This window comes from Paraburkholderia solitsugae (assembly GCF_013177695.1).
Classification (GTDB): domain Bacteria; phylum Pseudomonadota; class Gammaproteobacteria; order Burkholderiales; family Burkholderiaceae; genus Paraburkholderia; species Paraburkholderia solitsugae.
The window spans coordinates 45,062-65,207 of the sequence record NZ_WOEY01000064.1 but is presented as its reverse complement, the minus strand read 5'-3'; the positions used below and the strand labels follow the sequence as shown (position 1 = coordinate 65,207).

The following is a 20,146-nucleotide window of genomic DNA, read 5'->3' as shown; positions in this document are numbered from 1 at the left end:
TCGACTGGCGTATCACCAAACGATCGGGCGATCAGGCGCGCTTGAAGACCAGCGTGCCGTTCGTGCCGCCGAACCCAAACGAGTTCTTCAGCGCGACGTCGATCTTCATCTCGCGCGCGGTGTTGGCGCAGTAATCGAGATCGCAGGCCGGATCCTGATTGAAGATGTTGATCGTCGGCGGCGACACCTGATGATGCACGGCCAGCACGGTGAACACGGATTCCAGACCGCCGGCGCCGCCCAACAGGTGACCCGTCATTGACTTGGTCGAATTCACGACCATGTCTTTGGCGTGGTCGCCAAAAGCGCGCTTGATGCCGGTGGTTTCAGCCAGGTCGCCGAGCGGCGTGGACGTGCCGTGCGCGTTCAGGTAATTCACCTGATCGGCGTTGACGCCCGCGTTCTTCATGGCGGCCAGCATGCAGCGGCGCGCGCCGTCGCCGTCTTCCAGCGGTGCGGTCATGTGATAGGCGTCGCCGCTCATCCCATAGCCGCTGACTTCGGCATAAATCTTCGCGCCACGTGCCTTCGCGTGTTCGTACTCTTCGAGCACCATCACGCCGGCACCCTCGCCCAGCACGAAACCGTCGCGATCCTTGTCCCACGGACGGCTCGCCGTTGCCGGATCGTCATTGCGTTGCGACAGCGCACGCGCCGCCGCAAAGCCGCCGACACCCAGCGGCGACACGGTGGATTCCGCGCCGCCAGCGATCATCACGTCGGCGTCGCCGTACTCGATCAGGCGCGAAGCCTCGCCGATACAGTGCAGACCCGTGGTACATGCGGTCACGATCGCCAGATTCGGACCCTTGATGCCGAACTTGATCGACAGGTGGCCCGAGATCATGTTGATGATCGACGCCGGCACGAAGAACGGCGAAATGCGGCGCGGGCCGCGATTCAGCAGTTCGGTTTGCGTCACTTCGATCATCGGCAAACCGCCGATGCCCGAACCGACCACCACGCCGATGCGCTCCGAATTCTCGTCGGTGACTTCGAGGCCGCTGTCCTGCATCGCCTGGATGCCGGCTGCTACGCCGTAATGGATGAACGTATCCATATGGCGCGCTTCCTTACCGGGGATGTAGTCCTCGATATTGAAGCCCTTCACCTCGCCGGCGAAACGAGTCGAGAAGTTCGACGCATCGAACTTCGTGATATTGGCAATACCCGACTTGCCGGCGACCAGATTGGCCCAGCCGTCGGCAACATTATTGCCAACAGGCGAAATCAGCCCCAGGCCTGTAACAACAACACGACGGCGGCTCACGGTAACCCCTTTTTCATAGATGACAAAAGCAAAAGCCACAGCGGCCACAGGAACGTGCCCTGTGTGCCCTGTGGCTGTTAGGCGCCCCCAGACCTGGCGCTACGCACCAGGTCCCCCCGAGGGGGGCAAGAAAACTGGGGGCGGCCCGGCGTTTTCTTGAAAGTCGGCAATCGCGCGAAAAGTTGCGCTATCAACATCGCTGGCTCCTGCACGGCAAAAAGCGCCAACCCTGCTGGTGTCGGCAACCGACACGGCAGGGCGTCATACGCCGCCAACGCAGAAACGCAGGCGCGAATGACTTTAGGCCTTGACGTTCGCGCGAGCGTAGTCGATCGCTTGCTGAACGGTGGTGATCTTCTCGGCTTCTTCATCCGGAATTTCCATGCCGAATTCGTCTTCGAGGGCCATCACGAGTTCAACGGTGTCGAGCGAGTCGGCGCCGAGGTCGTTCACGAACGAAGCTTCGTTCTTGATCTCAGCTTCTGCAACGCCCAGTTGTTCTGCGACGATCTTCTTGACGCGCTGTTCGATATTGTCCATTACCCCTCCAAGGGAAAAGAAGTTCAAAAATACAGGTGCGCGCATTTTATCAGGTTTGACCCGGCAAAAAAGCGGCGCATCGGGTTCCTGTCAAGGCATGCGCCTTACGCTTTTGCAAACGCATCAAGGCGCGGATAGTAACCGAATTTGGTTACGACATGTACATTCCGCCGTTCACATGCAATGTCGTGCCGGTGATATAACCCGCTTGCGGCGACGCGAGGAACGCCACGGCGTGCGCGATATCGTCCGGGCTGCCCAGGCGGCCGAGCGGAATCTGCGTCTTCAGCGCGGCTTGCTGCTCTTCCGGCAGGGTCTTGGTCATGTCGGTGTCGATAAAGCCCGGCGCGACGCAATTGACGGTGATACCGCGGCTGCCGATCTCGCGTGCCAGTGCGCGCGTCATGCCAGCTACGCCCGCTTTCGCGGCTGCGTAGTTGACCTGTCCCGGGTTGCCGGCCGAGCCGACCACCGACGTGATGTTGATGATACGGCCGCCCTTGGCCTTCATCATCGGGCGCAGCACCGCGCGCGACAGGCGGAAAACCGACTTGAGATTGGTGTCGATCACCGCGTCCCAATCGTCGTCCTTCATCCGCATCGCGAGCTGGTCTTGCGTGATGCCGGCGTTGTTCACCAGCACGTGCAGCGCGCCGAATTCCTTCACGGTGCCGTCGATCAGCGCTTCGGCTGCGGCGGCGTCGTTGACGTTGAGCACCGCGCCGCGGCCGTTCACGCCAGCCGCGCTAAACGCTTCACTGATCGCCGCCGCGCCGCTTTCGCTGGTCGCTGTGCCGATCACCGTCGCGCCCTGGCGCGCCAGCTCCATCGCGATTGCACGGCCAATGCCGCGCGACGCGCCCGTCACGATTGCGATTTGCTTGTCGAGAGTCTTTTCCATCTGTCAGTCCGGATGCCCTTTCGGAGGGCTGATTGATTCTTGATGTCGCGCTTGCGGCCTGCTTGCGCCCCATGAAGCGGCGTTCAGCCCGCCGTCACCAGCTTGAGCGTTTCTTCGAGCGAAGCCGGATCGAACACCGAAACGCCGATCAGATTGCCGTCGATGCGCTTCGTCAAACCCGCGAGAACCTTGCCAGGACCGCATTCGATCACATGCGTAACGCCCTGCGCCGCCATCGCCTGCACGCTTTCGACCCAACGCACCGGACCCGCTGCCTGACGCACCAGCGCGTCCTTGATCTTGGCCGGCTCGTTGACCACCGCGACGTCGACGTTGTTGATCACCGGAATCGACGGCACCTGCACGTCGACGCTAGCCAGATACTCGCGCAATTGATCCGACGCCGGCTTGAGCAGCGACGAGTGGAACGGCGCCGATACCGGCAGCGGCAACGCACGCTTTGCGCCCTTCGCCTTCGCGACCTCGCAAGCCTTTTCGACTGCGGCCTTGTGACCGGCGATCACGACTTGCGCCGGCGCATTGAAATTCACCGCTTCGACGACACCCGCGATCGACGCTTCGGCGCACACTGCCCGCACCGTGTCGTCATCGAGGCCGAGAATCGCGGCCATGCCGCCGACGCCGACCGGCACGGCCGTTTGCATGGCTTGCGCGCGAAAACGCACGAGCGGCACAACATCGCGAAACGCGATCGCGCCCGCCGCGACCAGCGCGGTGTATTCGCCGAGGCTGTGGCCGGCGACGATGGCCGGCTTCGGGCCGCCCGCCTGCTGCCACGCGCGGTAAATCGCGTACGCGGCGGTCAGCATGACCGGCTGGGTATTGGTGGTGAGGTTCAGATCTTCAACCGGGCCTTCGGCGATCAGCTTGCCAAGGTCCTGATTGAGCGCATCGGACGCTTCCTGAACCGTCTCACGCATGACCGCGTGATCGGCGAATGCGTTGAGCATGCCAACCGACTGCGAGCCTTGCCCAGGAAAAACGAACGCAAATTTCATATCGTCCCCAAAATCGATGTTGTCGGATGTGGGTGGCGCGCCCGGTTGATGGCGAGCGCGCTCAAGCGTAGCCGAGCACCGCGAAGAGCGCTCGCCATAACGTCGCCGCTATCAGTAGCGGATAACCGACGCGCCCCACGTAAAGCCGCCGCCAACGCCTTCGATCAGCACGTTCTGGCCGCGCTTGATGCGGCCGTCGCGCACCGCGACGTCGAATGCGAGCGGAATGGACGCAGCCGACGTATTGCCGTGCTCGCCCACCGTGACGACCATGCGTTCCTGCGGCAAGCCGAGCTTGCGGCACGTGCTTTGCATGATGCGGATATTGGCCTGATGCGGAATCAGCCAGTCGATCTGTTCGGCCGACAGATTCGCTTTTGCGAGTGCTTCGACTGCAACCTTTTCGAGCACATTGACCGCGAGCTTGAACACAGCCTGCCCGTCCATATGCAGAAACGCGCTGCCCTCGATCACACCGCCGTTCACATTGCCCGGCGTGCAGAGAATGTTCGAATGGCTGCCGTCGGCGTGCAATGCGCTCGCCAGCACACCCGGTTCCTCGGACGCCTGCAGGATCACCGCGCCCGCGCCGTCGCCGAACAGCACGCAGGTGGTGCGGTCCTTGAAATCGAGAATGCGAGAGAAGGTTTCCGCGCCGATCACAAGCGCCGTGCGATGCTGACCGCCGCGAATCAGGCTGTCCGCCATCGCCACCGCATAAGCGAAGCCCGAACAGACGGCCTGCACGTCGAATGCCGCGCCGTGGTTCTTGATGCCGAGTTTGTTCTGCAACAGGCACGCCGTACTCGGAAATACAAAGTCAGGCGTGGAGGTCGCAACGATGATCAGGTCGATGGATTGCGGATCGATATCAGCTGCTTCGATCGCGCGCTGCGAGGCGATCAGCGCCAGATCGCTGGTAGTGACATCGGGTTCGGCGAAGTGGCGCGCATGGATGCCCGTGCGGGCAACGATCCATTCGTCGCTCGTCTCAACGCCTTCTCTGGCGAGACGTTCAGCCAGATCCTGATTGGTGACGCGTCCGGGCGGCAGATAGCTGCCGGTCCCCAGCACGCGGGAATAAATTGTCGATTGAGCCATTATGCCTTCGAGGATTGCGCAGCGTAGGGCTCGGCCGGCTGGCCTGCGATCGGGCTTGCGTGACCCGAACCGCTCGCGTCGCGCGCCGCCTGTTCGAGAGAACCCGCGTTCTCTTCCATCGCTCGCGCAAGGCGTTCCAGCACGCCGTTTTTGACGGCATCATACCCGCGTTTGATAGCCCACTCAAACGCGTACGCATCCGCCGAGCCGTGGCTTTTGATCACCAGCCCACGCAGGCCCAGCAGCGCGGCGCCGTTGTATTGCCGATGATCGACCCGTTTCTTGAAACGCATCAATACCGGCAATGCGAGCACCGCCATCACCTTGGTGAGCCACGAGCGGCCGAACTCTTCCTTGATGATGTCGGAGAGCATCTGCGCGAGGCCTTCCGACGTCTTCAGCGCGACGTTGCCAACAAAACCGTCGCAGACGATTACGTCGACCGTGCCCTTGAAGATGTCGTTGCCCTCAACGTTACCGTGAAAGTTAAGTGTACTCGCGCGCAGCAGTTCGCCGGCACGTTTGATGGTGTCGTTGCCCTTGATGACCTCTTCGCCGATGTTGAGCAGGCCGATGGTGGGCCGCTCCTTGCCCTCGAGCGCGGACACGAGCGCGTGCCCCATCTCCGCGAACTGCAGCAGATGCTGCGGTTCGCAATCGACGTTGGCGCCCAGGTCGAGCATCGTCGTGTAGCCAGTGGGATTGGGCATTGCGAACGCAATGGCCGGGCGTTCGATGCCCGACAGCGTTTTCAGCACGTAGCGCGAGACCGCCATCAGCGCGCCGGTGTTGCCGGCGGAAATGCAGGCTTGCGCCTCGCCTTCCTTGACGCGGTTCAGCGCCACGCGCATGGATGAGTCTTTTTTCTTGCGCAGCGCGACTTCGACCGGATCGTCCATGGCGACGATCTCGGAAGCAGGCACGACGGTCAGCGCCGGCAGGTCCTGAGCCTTCAACTTCTTTAACTGCGCACGAATCGCACTTTCAATGCCGACGAGCAGCAGCTCAGCATCGGGATGCGAACGAACGAAGTTGACGGCTGCGGGAACGGTCACGGACGGGCCGTGGTCGCCCCCCATGCAATCTATCGTGAGCTTTACTGTCATGGAGTGCGACGAGTTTCAGACGCCCCGCATGGGATCGCAGCAAGCGCTAAAGCGCCAACTGCAATCGACACAAAAAAGCGGCAGTTGAATGCCGCGTTTTTGCCGAGCCGGGAAAATGTCAAGCGAGCCGATCGCCACGCGAAACGCCAAGGGGCGCAACGCAGTGAAACGATTAGTCGTTCTTCGTCTTGACGACTTTCTTGCCGCGATAGTAGCCGTTCGGGCTAATGTGGTGACGCAGATGCACTTCGCCCGTGCTCGGCTCCACGGCCAGCGGCGCTGCCGACAGGAAATCGTGCGAACGGTGCATGCCGCGCTTCGACGGCGACTTCTTATTTTGTTGAACTGCCATGACTAACTCCTAAAAATTTTCCGAATTCTAACACAGCCCGACCCGGTGTCCGCCATTGACCGAATGGCCAATGCGCCCGCATCGCGCAACCCTGCAACTGTTCAGTGCTTCTTGTCGTCCGGCTCACCGCGCTTGAGACTTTCGAGCGCCGCAAACGGATTGGGCCGCTCGGGCTCACCGCCCTCAGCAGCTTCGTCCGGCGCAGCCTCGTCGCCCTCGCCCTCTGCTCCGGCCACACCAGAGACAAGGCTCTCGTGCACTTCGGGACACACCTCATGCTTGGGCACGAGCGGCAAGGAAAGCAGTAACTCTTCTTCGATCAAGTCGATGAGATCGAACTGGCGCGAGCCCACGATCACCTCGACTTCATCCTCGTCGAGCGGAAACTCTTCGGCTTCCGCCTCAGTGCTGACGATCCGGTAAGTTGCATCGACATTGAACGGCTGCAAATACGGTGTCATGCACCGCTGACATTCGAGCCATGCAGCGCCGTGAATCGCGAGCCTCAGATAAGGCTGCGGACCCTCGGTGCCGTCGTCCTGCAATTCCGGCTGCGTCGCCCCTTCGGCTTGCCAGGTGAACGCGGTATCGCGGTCTGGCGCTTCTGCCGGGACTTCGTTTAACATGCGCGGCAGTTGCGAGACGCGCACGACACCCGCGGCCTGACGCCCACTCCGCGCAAATTCGAACAGATCGATATCGTGCGGGTCGGACAGACCAGCAGGGTTGCCAGGATGTTGAGTCATGTGCGCTCCTGCGTCGGCAAGGATTTCGCCGGGGGTAAATCGGTTTGCAAAGTAGCCCGCGGAACTCGTGCGGGCTGCGTATTGCCCACACGGCAGGGCCGTCTACGCAATAGCATACCGATGAAAAGCCCGAAATCATATCCGTTTTGTCTTTTCGAGTCAAACACTTAAGCCCGTACACGTGCGAACTCCGCGCGACGCCGTACGACCCGCCTCTCTAGCCGTTGGTTGACCATGTCAGACCCCCTCAATCGCCCGCCACGCCTGATTCTGGCGTCGAGTTCGCCTTATCGTCGCGAGCTGCTCGAGCGCCTGCGCGTTCCGTTCGATGTCATCGTGCCGGCAATCGACGAAACGCCGCTCGCCGGCGAAACGCCCGAAGTGACCGCGCTGCGACTCGCCGAGGCAAAAGCCCGCGCCGTAACAGACAAGCTCGGCGCTGGTGTAGCCGCCCTCGTCATCGGCTCCGATCAGGTTGCCACCTACGACGGCCTGCAGATCGGCAAGCCCGGCACGCATGACAAGGCGCTCGCCCAGTTGCAGGCCATGCGCGGCCGCGAAGTGCTGTTCCATAGTGCGCTGTGCCTGTTCGACAACCGCTCGGGGGCGGCGCAATCGGCCGATGTCATTACCCGTGTGCAGTTCCGGGATTTGCCGGACGCGGAACTGGACGCCTATCTGCGCGCCGAAACACCGTACGACGTCGCGGGCAGCGCCAAATCCGAAGGCCTCGGCATCGCCTTGCTCGAGGCGATTCATTCCGACGACCCGACCGCACTGGTCGGCCTGCCGCTGATCACGCTGTCGCGCATGCTGCTCGCCGCCGGCTACCCACTCCTGAGGACGCTATGAGCGGCACTTTGTATCTGATTCCGAACACCCTCGGCGAAGGCGATGCCGACGCGCTCGACGCCGTCCTGCCCGCCCCGGTGCGCGCCCGTGCGGCTTCGCTCAACTATTACATCGGCGAAAACGCGAAAACCACCCGCGCGTTCCTGAAGAAGGTCGGCACCGAAAGGCCGATCCAGGACATCGAGATTCGCGAACTGAATGTCAACACGCCGCCCGGTGAGATCGACAAACTGCTTGCGCCGGTCCTGGCCGGCACTGACGCGGGCCTGGTATCCGAAGCCGGCTGCCCGGCGGTCGCCGATCCGGGCGCCCTGCTGGTGCGCCGTGCGCATGAACGTGGCGTCAAGGTCGTACCGTTTGTCGGACCGAGTTCGATTCTGCTGGCGTTGATGGCGTCCGGCCTGAATGGTCAGAGTTTTGCGTTCCACGGCTATCTGCCGGTCGACGCCACCGAGCGGGCCAAGCGCCTGCGCGACCTGGAGCAGCAGTCGCGCAAAGCCAAACAAACGCAGATCTTTATCGAGACGCCCTATCGGAATCGCGCGCTACTGGACACCTTGCTGGCAACGTGCGCGCCGTCCACCCTGGTATGCGTCGCCGTCGATCTGACGCTGGAGACGGAAACCATCGCCAGCCGCACCGTGGCCGACTGGAAGAAGAAACCGGCTATCGATCTGCACAAGCGGCCGGCAATTTTCCTGATTCTCGCCGTCTAATCGCTACCGCGCCTTAAACCAATTGATTCGCCGATCGCCGCGCTGTTTGCCGTTTAGCGGCGAAGAAACAAAAAAGCCCCGTGCGATCGACTTTCGACCGCACGGGGCTTTTTTTGCATCAAATCAACGCAGGCTCATCTTCCCGCCGAGCGCCATAGCGTGAACGGCGCCACTGCCGACTGCCGCACCGAACTTGCGCGCCACGCGGTCCGTAATGCTCTCCTTGACCGTGTAGTCGACGATATCCGGCGCCTTGAAGAGGTCGCGCGCGACGTAATCCGCGTCGCCGAAACCGTCTGCAAGCCCCAGTTCGACACTCTTCTGACCGGTCCAGAACAGGCCCGAGAACATATCTGGCGTTTCGTGCAGGCGCTTGCCGCGGCCCTCGCGCACGGCGTCGATGAATTGCGCGTGGATCTGGTCGAGCATATCCTGCGCATGTTCGTCCATCTTCTGCGTTTCCGGCGAGAACGGATCGAAAAAGCCCTTGTTCTCACCCGACGTGTGCAGGCGGCGCTGGATCCCCAGCTTGTCCATCAAACCGGTGAAGCCGAAGCTATCCATCAGCACGCCAATCGAACCGACGATGCTCGCCTTGTCCACGTAAATCTTGTCGGCCGCCGCGGCCGCGTAATAGCCGCCTGACGCACACATGTCGCCGACCACGACATACAAGGGGATCGACGGATACTTGGCGCGCAGCCGGCGAATCTCGTTGTAGATGATGCCCGCCTGCACCGGGCTGCCGCCCGGACTGTTACAGCGCAGGATCACGCCTGCCGTACCCGCGTCGTCGAACGCACTTTCGAGTGCCGTGTTGATATCTTCCGCATTCGCGTTCGTATCAGCCGAGATTTCGCCGTCAAGCGTCACCATGGCCGTGTGCCGCCCGGTGGTCGAAACCTTGTCCCCGGAAAAATCGAAGGCGCCCCATACCGCCAGCAGCAAGACGATCAGGAACACAAAGCGGAAGAAGATCTTCCAGCGGCGTGCCGCGCGCTGTTCGGTGATGGCCGCAAGCGCGATGCGCTCGAGCGCGGCGCGCTCCCAGCCCGGCTCATCGGCAGGCGTACGCGGGCGGCCTGTCAGGGACGGTTCCTTCGGTTCGGGAGTCAAATTGTCGGACATGCGGTGCAGTGGAAAGATCGAAGAGGAGACAAATCAGGGGGTGGCCGGGCGGAGTTCGCCGTCCGGCAGCCAGAACACGGCGCGACCGTCAGGTGAGTCCCGCTCGTCGACCTGGAGGCGCCGCAACCGGCCGCCGCGGCACGGGCCGCCGACGCATTTGCCCGTATCAGGCGCGTAAATCGCGCCATGTGTGGCGCACATCAAGTATAAACCGGACGATTCGAAGAACTGCCCTTCGGCCCAATCGAGCTCCATCGGCACATGGGCGCAGCGATTCAGATAGCCGTACACATGGCCATCATAGCGAACAAAAAATACCACGACGTCGTCGCCGCCGAGCCTGGCCGCGCGCCGCACACCCGCGCCGCCGTCGACCAGTTCTTCGGACGCGCAAATGCGAACCGCTTGCGCCGCCGCTTCGGCCATACCCGTGCTCATGCGTTCTCTCGCAGCCATTCTGACAGTGCGCTCACGCTGGAGGCGACGAATTTCGGCGACAGAGCCGTCAACGAACCGGCAGGATGCGCGCCGTATGTGACACCGATACCCGCGACACCGGCATTGATCGCCATCTGCAGATCGTGCGTCGTATCGCCGACCATCACCGTGCGCGCCCGATCCTGCCCCAGTTCACGCGTCAGCTCATGCAGCATGGCCGGATGCGGCTTCGAAAAAGTTTCGTCCGCACAGCGGGTGCCGTCGAACAGGCTCGTCAGGCGCGACTGGTCGAGCGCGCGGTTCAATCCGACACGGCTCTTGCCGGTTGCCACCGCCAGCAGATAACCCTCGTCGCGCAACGCCTGCAGCATCTCGCGCACACCGACGAACAGCTCGGTGGTCTGGTCCTTCACTAAATAGTGGAAGCGATAGCGCTCAGCCAGGCGCGGGTAATCGGCCGGATCGAGCGTGGGCGCGGCGATTTGCAGCGCGTCGCGCAGGCCGAGGCCAATCACGTAGCTGGCGGCCTCATCGGCGGGAACCGGCAGACCGAGATCGCGGCATGCCGCCTGGATGCTGCGCGTGATGTGCGCGGTCGAATCCATCAGCGTCCCGTCCCAGTCGAAGACGATCAGATCAAATTGCTCTCTAGCCATGCGGTGTCGTCTCCGGGTTTGACCCATTTCGTAATTCACGTAATTCATTGAGCTGCGCGATGAAACTGCGGCATTCGGCCGGCAGCGGCGCTTCGAACTGCACGTGCGCGCCAGTCGCCGGGTGCGTCAGCTTAAGACGGTAGGCGTGCAGGAACATGCGCTTCAGGCCAGGCTTGGCGTTGGCGCGGGCCAGCGCCTTGTTCAGCGCGAAGTCGCCGTATTTGGCGTCGCCAACGATCGGCAATTCCAGATGCTGCAAATGGACGCGAATCTGATGCGTGCGACCTGTTTTCAGTTCCGCCTCGAGCAGCGCGTACTCCGGCCAGCGGTCGATCAGATTGAAGACCGTGTGCGAAGCGAGGCCGTCGGCCTGGACGCGCACGCGCCGTTCGCCGTCCGCTGTCAAATACTTATGCAGCGGCTCCTTGACCGCGCGGCGGCGGCCCCAGTCGCTCGCCCATTCGCCGTGGACGCACGCATAGTAGCGCTTATCCATCTTGTTCTCGCGAATCTGCTCGTGCAGATTGACCAGCGCGGAGCGTTTCTTGGCGAGCATCAGGATGCCGGACGTCTCGCGATCCAGCCGATGCACCAATTCGAGGAATTTCGCCTGCGGCCGCGCTTCGCGCATCTGTTCGATCACACCGAACGCGACACCGCTGCCCCCGTGGACCGCCACGCCGGCCGGTTTGTCGATCACGAGCATGTGCTCGTCTTCAAAAATAATTTTGAAATCGGCGCTCGGCACCGGCGCCTGGGCGATGGCCTCGTTCGGTTGAGCGACGCGAATGGGCGGCACACGCACCAGATCGCCTAGCTCGAGACGGTACTGCGCGTCGATCCGGCCCTTGTTGACGCGCACTTCCCCGCTACGCAGGATGCGGTAAATATGGCTTTTCGGCACGCCTTTACAGACGCGCAACAGGAAGTTATCAATGCGCTGTCCGGCCGCACTGTCGTCGATCTCAATCATCGAGACCTGGTCGCTTGCGACCGATTTCTGGGATATTTTGCCTAACTCTTTCATTATGAATATAATTTGCCCAGCAGTCTGCGGCGGCCGGCGCAGTGTCCGGAATTCGGGCGGATTGCGCAGGCGCAAGCGATAAACCGTTATTTTACTTGCGCCGGGGTCTGGTTGCTCACCCTGAAAATGAGATGCAACATGTTGCACGCACGAGGTCAGTACCCGGCAGGGACGGCGCCCACAGGCGCGTTCGGTCAAGGTCAGCTTCGACGGTAACGGAATTTTGGTAAAAAAGAATTTAACTTTCAGCTTCGGTATCGGGCGGTCTGACGCCCTGCAGTAGGAAGCTGCGAGTTGCGAAAATACGGCGTGCGCCCGAGGCGTCTTGTAGAAAGTACAAGACATGGCGACGTCAAAATGAGGCGAGACACCCCCAGCGAGAAAAGACGCGCCGACTGCGCGAACTTCCCGCTGCGGCATGACCGCAGCCTTCGACCCTCCGGTCACGCGCCCACCCGGCGCACCGGCGCGAGTGGACGCAAGGCTTATGAAGGTCTGCTGGCAGAACCCGCGGCGTGTCGGGTCGTTATTTGAAGCCGTGTTCGCATGTGCCCTGCGGCACCGTGCCCATTTTTTAATGGGGCCGGGCCCTCTCAGGCAATTCTCCCGCCATTTTTCCCGCTCCAGCGTGCTTGTGAAAACACAATAAGGCGCGGCATGCCGCTACCCTCCTGGCTCTCGCGACTGACAACCGCGCAGCTGAGGGCTAGCTAAGCCGCCTGGAGCCGTTCAATGAAACGAATGTTGTTCAACGCGACGCAGCAGGAAGAACTGCGCGTCGCCATCGTCGATGGGCAAAAACTCATCGATATCGACATCGAAACCGCCGGGCGCGAACAGCGCAAAGGCAATATTTACAAGGGCATCATTACCCGCATCGAGCCCTCGCTCGAAGCCTGTTTCGTCAACTACGGCGAAGACCGCCACGGCTTTTTGCCGTTCAAGGAAGTCGCCCGCCAGTATTTCCGTGATGGCGTCGATATGCGCTCCGCGCGCATCCAGGACGCCCTCCGTGAAGGCCAGGAACTGATCGTTCAGGTCGAAAAGGAAGAGCGCGGCAACAAGGGCGCCGCCCTTACAACCTTCATCTCGCTCGCCGGCCGGTATCTGGTTTTGATGCCGAACAACCCGCGCGGCGGCGGTGTGTCGCGCCGGATCGAAGGCGACGACCGTCAGGAATTGCGCGAAACCATGGCGCAGCTGCAATTGCCGGAAGGCATGAGCATCATCGCGCGCACGGCCGGTATTGGCCGCAGCGCCGAAGAGCTGCAGTGGGACCTGAACTACCTGATGCAACTGTGGCGCGCCATCGAGGCCGCGTCGCAAAGCGGTTCGAGCGGCCAGCCGATGCTGATCTATCTCGAATCGAGCCTCGTTATTCGCGCGATTCGTGACTATTTCCAGCCGGATATCGGCGAAATCCTGATCGACACCACCGAAATCCATGACCAGGCCCGCGCCTTCATGGATATTGTGATGCCGGACAATGTCAGCAAGGTGAAGCGGTATCACGACGACGTGCCGCTGTTCTCGCGCTTCCAGATCGAACACCAGATCGAAACCGCGTACTCGCGCACGGTACCGCTACCTTCGGGCGGCGCCATCGTGATCGACCACACGGAAGCCCTGGTCGCGATCGACGTGAACTCGGCACGCGCCACCAAGGGCGCGGACATCGAGGAAACGGCTGCACGCACCAACCTCGAAGCCGCCGACGAAGTGGCCCGCCAGTTGCGCCTGCGCGACCTGGGCGGCCTGATCGTGATCGACTTCATCGACATGGAATCGGCCAAAAGCCAGCGCGAAGTCGAGCAACGTCTGAAAGACGCGTTGAAGCACGACCGTGCGCGTGTTCAGATGGGCAAGATCTCGCGCTTCGGCCTGATGGAACTGTCGCGTCAACGTCTGCGCCCGGCTTTGTCGGAAGGCAGCCATGTGACGTGCCCGCGCTGTAACGGCACGGGCCACATCCGCGATACCGAATCGTCCGCGCTGCAAGTGCTGCGGATCATTCAGGAAGAAGCGATGAAGGAAAACACCGCGGCGATCCATTGCCAGGTGCCGGTCGAAGTGACCGCCTTCCTGTTGAACGAAAAACGCGCGGAAATCAACAAGATCGAGTCGCGCTTCAAGGTCAACGTCGTTCTGATCCCGAACAAGCACCTCGACACGCCGCATTACAAGCTCGAGCGCCTGCGTCACGACGATGCGCGCCTCGACGAGCCGCGCGCCTCGTGGAAGATGGCCGAAGAAGCAGCCCGCGAACTGGAATCGGAAACCGGTTACAGCAAGCGCGCTGAAGAAGTGAAGCCGAAGCAGGAAGCGGCGGTCAAGGGCATCACGCCTGAGAAGCCGGCCCCGAGCGCGCCGGTCCGTCCGGCGGCAACCCCGGCTCCGGTGGCTGTTACGCCGGCCGGCGGCGGCTTTATCGGCTGGTTGAAAAATCTGTTCGGCATGCAGCCGGCCGCACCGGCGCCTGCCGCACCGGCTACGACCGACAAGCAGACGCGTCCGCAACGCGGCGAACGCACGGAGCGCGGCGAGCGCACCGGCGAACGCGGTGGCGATCGCAACCGCAATCGCCGTGGCGGCGCGGGTGGCCGCGATGCCGCGGGCCGTGGTGAAGGCGTGACCGGCGGCCGTCAGGCGCAAGGTCAGCAGCCGTCGCCGCGTCGCGACGAACGCGAACCGCGTGAAGGCCGTGAGGCACGCGAAGGCCGTGAGCCGCGTGAAGCACGTGAATCGCGCGAGCCGCGTGGCAACCGCGAGCCGCGTGAGGCCCGCGAAGGCCGTGAACCGCGCGAGGCTCGTGAGCCGCGAGAAGGTCGCGAGGGCCGTGAAAACCGTGACCGCGACACGCGTGGCGGCGACCGTGTGGAAACCGTCGACGGCGCTCCGCGCGCCGAACGTGGCGAGCGTCAGGAACGCGGAGAACGCCGTGAGCGTGGCGAGCGCGCTGAACGTGGCGAACGCCGCAAGCAGCAGCCGGAAGCGGCAGAGGCACTGACGCAAAACGAGTCGCAAACAGCGGAAGAACTGGCGCAAAACCAGACCGCCTTGGGCGAAAACGGTGCGCCGATCGATCAGGAAGCGGTGGCGCGTGAAGGTGAAGAGCGCCGTCGTCGCCGTCGCGGCCGTCGTGGTGGCCGTCGTGAGCGTGAAGAAGACGTCAACGGCAACCTGGCTGCAGACGTCGCGGAAGGCGAAAGCGACACCGCCAATGTGACCGACGAAGCGCCGGTACGCACCGCGCATCAGCCGGTCGAGCACAAGGCTGAAGTCAACGAAGTGAGCAACGTTAAGCCGGTGGAAGTGGTTGTCGCTGCTGTCGCGACGGAAACCGTTGTGGTCAGTGAACTGCACGCTGCAACTGAAACGTCGGCTGTCGCGGTCGAGACGGCGGCGAAGGCGGAAACGGTTGCGCCGGTCGCAGAAACGCCGGTGGCACCCGTTGCGGTCGAGCAAGCAGTGGAAGCACCGGTGGCGCTAGCCGCTGCCGCGCCGGTTGAAGCAGCGCAAGCTGCGCCGGCCGCCAGCGAGACGGTTTCGTTTGTCGAACCAGTCGCTCGCGTTGAAGCCCCGGTTGAAGCCCCGGTTGAAGCGCGGGTCAAAACGCCGGCAGTGGCTCCGGCCGTCGAAGTGCAAGCTGCTCCGGCTCCGGTAGAAACCGCGGCCCCGGCGGCAGTGGTCGAAGCACCGGCCGCCCAGCCGGCACGGCAAGCTGATATCTTCGAAGCGCAACCGGTCGTTGCAGCGGTCGCACCGGCAGTTGAAGCTGTCGCCGAACCGGCAGCAGTCGAGCCGGCACCCGTCGCAGCTGCGCCGCAAGCCCCGCGTAACGCCGGTGTGTCGGCGGAAGCCCTGAAGCCGGTGCTGGAACAAGCCGGTCTCGTCTGGGTGAACACCGACGCCGACAAGCTGCGTGCCGCGCAGGAAGCGGCAGCGCAAGCGGCCAAGCCGGTTCGTGTGGGTCGCGAGCGTAAGGCGTTGCCGCCGGTCGAAACCGCGCCGATGCAAATGGTGGAAACCGGTAAGCATCCGCAGTAAGCGAACCGTTGCCACGCAAAAAGCCCGCCCTCACCGGCGGGCTTTTTGTTTTTTATGGGCGTCGCACACCCGCCCGGTCGCGTGCGGTATGCCACTCCCCGTATACCCGGACAGCGTCCGGGGGCCGGCAGCCGCCGGATGCATTTCCGCTAGAATGAAGATCTAGGCTCCAATCGCAGCACCCGTCACAGCACCTAAGCAGCCCCAAACGAAGTAACTCATGTCCCGACGCATTATCCCTGTTAACGATTTCAGCGCGGTGCCGGTCATCTCCGGTCCCGTGCAGGCGCCCAGCGGCGCGCTGCACGACACGCTGGCGCGCCCGCTGCGCGACCTGCGCATTTCGGTGACGGATCGCTGCAATTTTCGCTGCGTCTACTGCATGCCGCGCGCGGTGTTCGACAAGGATTACGCGTTCCTGCCGCATAGCGCCCTGCTCAGCTTCGAAGAAATCGAACGGCTGGCGCGGCTCTTCGTCGCACATGGCGTCGAGAAAATCCGTCTTACGGGTGGCGAGCCGCTGCTGCGCAAAAATCTGGAATTCCTGATCGAAAGACTCGCGCAACTCACCACGCCGGAAGGCCGCCCACTCGATCTGACGCTGACCACCAACGGCTCGCTGCTGGAGCGCAAAGCGCGCAGCCTGAAAGACGCCGGCCTGACCCGCGTGACGGTGAGTCTCGATGCGCTCGACGACACCCTGTTTCGCCGCATGAACGACGCCGACTTCGCGGTCGCCGACGTGCTGGACGGAATCGCGGCGGCGCACGCGATGGGGCTCGCGCCGGTGAAGGTCAACATGGTCGTCAAGCGCGGGACCAACGACAGCGAAATCGTGCCGATGGCGCGTCATTTCAAAGGCTCGGGCACGGTGTTGCGCTTCATCGAGTACATGGACGTGGGCACGTCGAACGGCTGGAACATGACCGAAGTGCTGCCTTCCGCTGATGTCGTGACGCGCATCGCTGAGCATTTCCCGCTCATGCCGCTCGAAGCGCACAGCGCAGCCGAAACCGCCCAGCGCTGGGGTTACGCGGACGGCAGTGGCGAGATCGGCGTAATTTCGAGCGTGACACGCGCATTTTGCGGCACTTGTACGCGCGCGCGCCTGTCGACCGAGGGCAAGCTTTACCTGTGCCTGTTCGCGTCGTCCGGTCACGATCTGCGCGCGTTGCTGCGCAACAGCGCGAGCGACGCCGATATCGCCACCGCCGTCGCCGAAATCTGGCAAGGCCGCAGCGACCGTTATTCGCAATTGCGCGGCAGCAGTGCAGCCGCACCGCGCGAGCAGGACGGCCGTCGCGTGGAAATGTCGTACATCGGCGGCTAGGCAGGCGAGCCCATGAACCCGGCACGCGAACACATCACCGGCCTGATCCTCGCGGGCGGGCGCGGCATGCGGATGGGCGGCGTCGACAAAGGGCTGCAAACGCTGCGCGGCGAGCCGCTCGCCTCCCATGTGCTGAAGCGCCTCGCACCGCAAACCGGCGCCCTGCTGATCAGCGCCAATCGTCACCCCGATGTCTACGCCACCCTCGGCGCGCCGTTCGGCGCCAAGGTGCTTGCCGATACCGTACCCGGCTTTCCCGGACCGCTGGCGGGCCTGCTCGCCGGGCTGCGCGCGGCCAGCACCGCGTACGTGCTGAGCGCGCCCTGCGACACGCCGGGACTGCCGGCCGAACTCGCAGCCCGCCTCACGCAGGCACTCGACGCGAATCAGGCCGACATCGCCACCGTCACGACCACCGACGCCGAAGGCCACGTCTCGCTCCATCCCGTGTTCGCGTTGCTGCGCACGAGTCTCGCGGACGACCTGGCCGCCTTTCTGGAAGCCGGTGAGCGCAAGGTTCGCGCGTGGTACGCGCGCCACAAGACGGTCGAAGTCGTCTTTACCGACGAGCGCGCGTTTTACAATATCAATTCGTTACAAGAACTCGCCGACCTCGAGCGTTGTTGAGGCGCCGGTTGAAACCCCGCTCCGGCCGCACGGCAACAGCCGCTCCCGCCTCCGGTCGCGACGTCCAGCCCTTCATGACCACGCTTAACGAATTTTCCCGCTGCGTCGCGCAGTACGATCCTCATGCGCTACCTGTTTCGGCCGCCCAGGCGATCGTCCGTCACTGGGCCACGCCGGTCACGGCGGTCGAACGCGTGCCGTTGCGCGATGCGCTCGACCGTGTGCTGGCGGCCGACATCGTGTCGCCGATCGACGTCCCTTCGCACGACAACTCGGCTATGGACGGCTACGCATTCAACGGCGCAGCATTGGCAACGAGTGAGTCTGCGGTCGATTTAACGATCGTCGGCAAGGCGCTGGCCGGCCATCCTTTCGCGGGCCACGCCGACACGACGCAATGCGTACGCGTCATGACGGGCGCCTGCATGCCGGCTGGCTGCGACACCGTCGTGCCGCAGGAGCTGGTCGAGCGCAGTACCGATTCCACCTCGATCCGCTTTGCGGCCAACGCCATGCGGGGCGGCGCCAACCGGCGCCTGGCCGGCGAAGACCTCGCACGCGGCCATGCCGCGCTACGCGCCGGCCGCATCATGCGCGCTTCGGACCTCGGTTTGCTGGCTTCGCTCGGCATTGGCGAAGTCAGCGTACGGCGGCGCTTGCGCGTCGCGTTTTTCTCCACGGGCGACGAGTTGCGCTCGCTCGGCGAGCCGCTCGACCCGGGTTCGGTGTACGACAGCAATCGCTACACGCTGTTTGCGATGCTCCGGCGCCTGAATATGGATACGTTCGATCTCGGCGTGGTGCGCGACGAGCCCGCCGCGCTCGAAGCCGCGTTGCGCAGTGCTGCAGCCAGCGCCGACGTGGTGTTGACCTCGGGCGGCGTCTCGGTCGGCGAGGCGGATTTCACCAAGCAATTGCTGCAGACGTTCGGCGACGTCGCCTTCTGGAGTCTCGCGATGCGCCCAGGCCGGCCGCTCGCTTTTGGCCGGGTCTGGTCCGGCGAGCATCCGGGTCTCGGGCTGCCCGCGTTATTCTTCGGCTTGCCGGGCAATCCAGTGGCCGTGATGGTGACGTTCTACCAGATCGTGCGCGAAGCGCTGCTGCTGATGTCCGGCGCAACGCCGCAGGCACTGCCGATCCTGCGCGCCGCCAGCCGCCAGACCATCCGCAAGCGCGCCGGCCGCACCGAGTACCAGCGCGGCGTCGCCGAGCGGGACGCGCACGGCCAATGGCATGTGACGCCAACCGGCTCGCAAAGCTCCGGCGTGCTAAGTTCGATGAGCGAAGCAAATTGTTTCATCGTTCTCGGGCACGATGAAACCGATATTGCCGAGGGTGAGCACGTGGATATCATGCTGTTCGACGGTCTTATCTGACGACTGACGGAATGCTTCTGTTGCGGCCTGTTTGCAGCTTCATCTGCGGCTTCATTTGCCGCCTCATTTGCCGCTTTACCCATTACCACTACGACACACGGGTTTGACTTACATGAAAAAACAGATCTCGTTCATTGCACCGGGACAGACGGCCAAAGCACTGATCCTCGTGTACCTGACGTTTTCGGTGCCGATCGTGCTGCTCGGCGTACTGGTGGCGTTTATCCGCTACGGCTCGGTCGAACTGAGCACGGTGTTCAGCGCGCTGCTGCTGAACGCGATTCTCGGCTTCGTCCTGCTGTGGATTGCATGCCACGCGTACAACTGGGTGGCGTCGCGCTTTGGCGGTATCGAAATCCAGCTGACCGACGCGCCGGAAGAAGCGTAATGACCGCGACGATCCGCGCCGCGATGCCCGCGGATACGGGCGCAATCTTCGCGCTGACGTACGAGCTGGCTGAATTCGAAAGCCTCACGCACGTATTTGTCGCGACCGAAGACGGTTTGCATGACGCACTGTTCGGCGCACGGCCGTCGATCGAAGCGCTGGTGGCGGAAAACGAAGGACGCATCGTCGGCTATGCGCTGTTCTTCCACAATTACTCGAGTTTCGCCGGCAAGCGCGGGCTGTATCTCGAAGATGTCTACGTGCAACCGAGTCAACGCGGCAGCGGTCTAGGCGGCGCGATGCTAGCCCGGCTGGCGGCGCTGGCCGTCGAGCGGCAGTGCGGACGCTTTGAATGGACCGTGCTCGACTGGAACAAGCAGGCCATTAGCTTCTACGAGAAGATGGGCGCGACGGTGATGCCGGATTGGCGTGTCGTGCGCCTGACGGGCGAAGCGCTGGAACGACTGGCCGCAACGGCCGGCGCCTGAATCAGCCGCTTCCCGGACATCCAGCCCGGACGCTCTAC

General features: G+C 63.1%; 20 protein-coding genes. 8 read left to right on the top strand and 12 right to left on the bottom strand.

Annotated elements, in window-relative coordinates; translation table 11 throughout:
• Positions 1-31 precede the first annotated feature (31 nt).
• The 8 genes from fabF to GNZ12_RS15730 all read right to left on the bottom strand — a co-directional run bounded on the left by fabF (position 32) and on the right by GNZ12_RS15730 (position 7,035).
• Complete coding sequence (gene fabF / locus GNZ12_RS15765; RefSeq protein WP_074285870.1) at positions 32-1,270, bottom strand: beta-ketoacyl-ACP synthase II; 1,239 nt, start codon at positions 1,268-1,270, stop codon at positions 32-34.
• A 300-nt stretch (positions 1,271-1,570) separates the two neighbouring features.
• Entirely contained in the window at positions 1,571-1,810 is a 240-nt protein-coding gene (gene acpP, locus GNZ12_RS15760; protein WP_004197638.1) for an acyl carrier protein, read from the bottom strand.
• A 151-nt stretch (positions 1,811-1,961) separates the two neighbouring features.
• Positions 1,962-2,711, bottom strand: coding sequence for a 3-oxoacyl-ACP reductase FabG (fabG, locus tag GNZ12_RS15755; protein ID WP_172311276.1), 750 nt, complete (start codon positions 2,709-2,711; stop codon positions 1,962-1,964).
• Between the two features lie 83 nt (positions 2,712-2,794).
• Positions 2,795-3,730 carry an ACP S-malonyltransferase gene (fabD, locus tag GNZ12_RS15750; protein ID WP_172311274.1) on the bottom strand — a complete coding sequence of 312 codons (936 nt, stop codon included), beginning with the start codon at positions 3,728-3,730 and terminating at the stop codon, positions 2,795-2,797.
• A 111-nt stretch (positions 3,731-3,841) separates the two neighbouring features.
• Positions 3,842-4,831: a beta-ketoacyl-ACP synthase III gene (locus tag GNZ12_RS15745; RefSeq protein WP_074282641.1), complete on the bottom strand. Its 990-nt coding sequence runs from the start codon at positions 4,829-4,831 to the stop codon at positions 3,842-3,844.
• Positions 4,831-5,937, bottom strand: a complete 1,107-nt coding sequence (gene plsX, locus GNZ12_RS15740; RefSeq protein WP_172311272.1) for a phosphate acyltransferase PlsX — start codon at positions 5,935-5,937, stop codon at positions 4,831-4,833. The genes GNZ12_RS15745 and plsX overlap by 1 nt, the downstream gene beginning before the upstream one ends.
• A 172-nt stretch (positions 5,938-6,109) precedes the next feature.
• Positions 6,110-6,289: a 50S ribosomal protein L32 gene (rpmF, locus tag GNZ12_RS15735; protein WP_120344197.1), complete on the bottom strand. Its 180-nt coding sequence runs from the start codon at positions 6,287-6,289 to the stop codon at positions 6,110-6,112.
• A 101-nt stretch (positions 6,290-6,390) separates the two neighbouring features.
• Positions 6,391-7,035 carry a DUF177 domain-containing protein gene (locus GNZ12_RS15730; protein WP_172311270.1) on the bottom strand — a complete coding sequence of 215 codons (645 nt, stop codon included), beginning with the start codon at positions 7,033-7,035 and terminating at the stop codon, positions 6,391-6,393.
• Positions 7,036-7,269: 234 nt separating this feature from the next.
• Between GNZ12_RS15730 and GNZ12_RS15725 the strand changes: the two genes are divergently transcribed.
• Both GNZ12_RS15725 and GNZ12_RS15720 read left to right on the top strand, forming a co-directional pair.
• Positions 7,270-7,887, top strand: coding sequence for a Maf-like protein (locus tag GNZ12_RS15725; protein WP_172311268.1), 618 nt, complete (start codon positions 7,270-7,272; stop codon positions 7,885-7,887).
• Positions 7,884-8,603 carry an SAM-dependent methyltransferase gene (locus GNZ12_RS15720; protein WP_172311266.1) on the top strand — a complete coding sequence of 240 codons (720 nt, stop codon included), beginning with the start codon at positions 7,884-7,886 and terminating at the stop codon, positions 8,601-8,603. The genes GNZ12_RS15725 and GNZ12_RS15720 overlap by 4 nt, the downstream gene beginning before the upstream one ends.
• Before the next feature lie 123 nt (positions 8,604-8,726).
• Here GNZ12_RS15720 and GNZ12_RS15715 read toward each other — a convergent pair whose 3' ends face one another.
• From GNZ12_RS15715 to GNZ12_RS15700, 4 genes are read right to left on the bottom strand one after another with little or no spacing between them, the layout of a single operon-like run.
• On the bottom strand, positions 8,727-9,731 hold the full coding sequence (locus tag GNZ12_RS15715; protein WP_172311264.1) for a S49 family peptidase: 1,005 nt from the start codon (positions 9,729-9,731) through the stop codon (positions 8,727-8,729).
• 33 nt (positions 9,732-9,764) lie between these two features.
• A complete protein-coding gene (locus tag GNZ12_RS15710) occupies positions 9,765-10,157 on the bottom strand; it encodes a Rieske (2Fe-2S) protein (protein WP_235993752.1) in 393 nt (130 codons plus the stop codon).
• Between the two features lie 8 nt (positions 10,158-10,165).
• Positions 10,166-10,825, bottom strand: a complete 660-nt coding sequence (locus GNZ12_RS15705; protein ID WP_172311260.1) for an HAD-IA family hydrolase — start codon at positions 10,823-10,825, stop codon at positions 10,166-10,168.
• The gene (locus GNZ12_RS15700) at positions 10,818-11,852 is read right to left on the bottom strand and encodes an RluA family pseudouridine synthase (protein ID WP_172311308.1); all 1,035 of its coding nucleotides are present in this window, start codon (positions 11,850-11,852) and stop codon (positions 10,818-10,820) included. The genes GNZ12_RS15705 and GNZ12_RS15700 overlap by 8 nt, the downstream gene beginning before the upstream one ends.
• A gap of 732 nt (positions 11,853-12,584) precedes the next feature.
• Here GNZ12_RS15700 and GNZ12_RS15695 point away from each other — a divergent pair.
• From GNZ12_RS15695 to GNZ12_RS15670, 6 genes are all read left to right on the top strand, one after another.
• Positions 12,585-15,899: an Rne/Rng family ribonuclease gene (locus tag GNZ12_RS15695; RefSeq protein WP_172311258.1), complete on the top strand. Its 3,315-nt coding sequence runs from the start codon at positions 12,585-12,587 to the stop codon at positions 15,897-15,899.
• A 220-nt stretch (positions 15,900-16,119) separates the two neighbouring features.
• Entirely contained in the window at positions 16,120-17,229 is a 1,110-nt protein-coding gene (moaA, locus tag GNZ12_RS15690) for a GTP 3',8-cyclase MoaA (RefSeq protein ID WP_172311256.1), read from the top strand.
• 12 nt (positions 17,230-17,241) lie between these two features.
• Positions 17,242-17,856, top strand: coding sequence for a molybdenum cofactor guanylyltransferase MobA (mobA, locus tag GNZ12_RS15685; RefSeq protein WP_172311254.1), 615 nt, complete (start codon positions 17,242-17,244; stop codon positions 17,854-17,856).
• A gap of 74 nt (positions 17,857-17,930) precedes the next feature.
• Positions 17,931-19,232, top strand: a complete 1,302-nt coding sequence (gene moeA / locus GNZ12_RS15680; RefSeq protein ID WP_172311252.1) for a molybdopterin molybdotransferase MoeA — start codon at positions 17,931-17,933, stop codon at positions 19,230-19,232.
• 112 nt (positions 19,233-19,344) lie between these two features.
• Positions 19,345-19,620: a hypothetical protein gene (locus GNZ12_RS15675; RefSeq protein WP_028199219.1), complete on the top strand. Its 276-nt coding sequence runs from the start codon at positions 19,345-19,347 to the stop codon at positions 19,618-19,620.
• The gene (locus tag GNZ12_RS15670; protein WP_172311250.1) at positions 19,620-20,108 is read left to right on the top strand and encodes a GNAT family N-acetyltransferase; all 489 of its coding nucleotides are present in this window, start codon (positions 19,620-19,622) and stop codon (positions 20,106-20,108) included. Before GNZ12_RS15675 ends, GNZ12_RS15670 begins: the two co-directional genes overlap by 1 nt.
• The last annotated feature ends 38 nt before the right edge of the window (positions 20,109-20,146 follow it).

What these genes read in the sequence shown, in the direction of transcription:
- mobA (WP_172311254.1), top strand. Translation starts at nt 17,242, where the DNA reads ATGAACCCGGCACGCGAACACATCACCGGCCTGATCCTCGCGGGCGGG.
- GNZ12_RS15705 (WP_172311260.1), bottom strand. Translation starts at nt 10,825, where the DNA reads ATGGCTAGAGAGCAATTTGATCTGATCGTCTTCGACTGGGACGGGACG.
- GNZ12_RS15695 (WP_172311258.1), top strand. Translation starts at nt 12,585, where the DNA reads ATGAAACGAATGTTGTTCAACGCGACGCAGCAGGAAGAACTGCGCGTC.
- moeA (WP_172311252.1), top strand. Translation starts at nt 17,931, where the DNA reads ATGACCACGCTTAACGAATTTTCCCGCTGCGTCGCGCAGTACGATCCT.
- GNZ12_RS15725 (WP_172311268.1), top strand. Translation starts at nt 7,270, where the DNA reads ATGTCAGACCCCCTCAATCGCCCGCCACGCCTGATTCTGGCGTCGAGT.
- plsX (WP_172311272.1), bottom strand. Translation starts at nt 5,937, where the DNA reads ATGACAGTAAAGCTCACGATAGATTGCATGGGGGGCGACCACGGCCCG.
- GNZ12_RS15720 (WP_172311266.1), top strand. Translation starts at nt 7,884, where the DNA reads ATGAGCGGCACTTTGTATCTGATTCCGAACACCCTCGGCGAAGGCGAT.
- GNZ12_RS15745 (WP_074282641.1), bottom strand. Translation starts at nt 4,831, where the DNA reads ATGGCTCAATCGACAATTTATTCCCGCGTGCTGGGGACCGGCAGCTAT.
- fabD (WP_172311274.1), bottom strand. Translation starts at nt 3,730, where the DNA reads ATGAAATTTGCGTTCGTTTTTCCTGGGCAAGGCTCGCAGTCGGTTGGC.
- GNZ12_RS15670 (WP_172311250.1), top strand. Translation starts at nt 19,620, where the DNA reads ATGACCGCGACGATCCGCGCCGCGATGCCCGCGGATACGGGCGCAATC.
- fabG (WP_172311276.1), bottom strand. Translation starts at nt 2,711, where the DNA reads ATGGAAAAGACTCTCGACAAGCAAATCGCAATCGTGACGGGCGCGTCG.
- GNZ12_RS15675 (WP_028199219.1), top strand. Translation starts at nt 19,345, where the DNA reads ATGAAAAAACAGATCTCGTTCATTGCACCGGGACAGACGGCCAAAGCA.
- GNZ12_RS15730 (WP_172311270.1), bottom strand. Translation starts at nt 7,035, where the DNA reads ATGACTCAACATCCTGGCAACCCTGCTGGTCTGTCCGACCCGCACGAT.
- acpP (WP_004197638.1), bottom strand. Translation starts at nt 1,810, where the DNA reads ATGGACAATATCGAACAGCGCGTCAAGAAGATCGTCGCAGAACAACTG.
- rpmF (WP_120344197.1), bottom strand. Translation starts at nt 6,289, where the DNA reads ATGGCAGTTCAACAAAATAAGAAGTCGCCGTCGAAGCGCGGCATGCAC.
- moaA (WP_172311256.1), top strand. Translation starts at nt 16,120, where the DNA reads ATGTCCCGACGCATTATCCCTGTTAACGATTTCAGCGCGGTGCCGGTC.
- GNZ12_RS15710 (WP_235993752.1), bottom strand. Translation starts at nt 10,157, where the DNA reads ATGGCCGAAGCGGCGGCGCAAGCGGTTCGCATTTGCGCGTCCGAAGAA.
- GNZ12_RS15715 (WP_172311264.1), bottom strand. Translation starts at nt 9,731, where the DNA reads ATGTCCGACAATTTGACTCCCGAACCGAAGGAACCGTCCCTGACAGGC.
- GNZ12_RS15700 (WP_172311308.1), bottom strand. Translation starts at nt 11,852, where the DNA reads ATGAAAGAGTTAGGCAAAATATCCCAGAAATCGGTCGCAAGCGACCAG.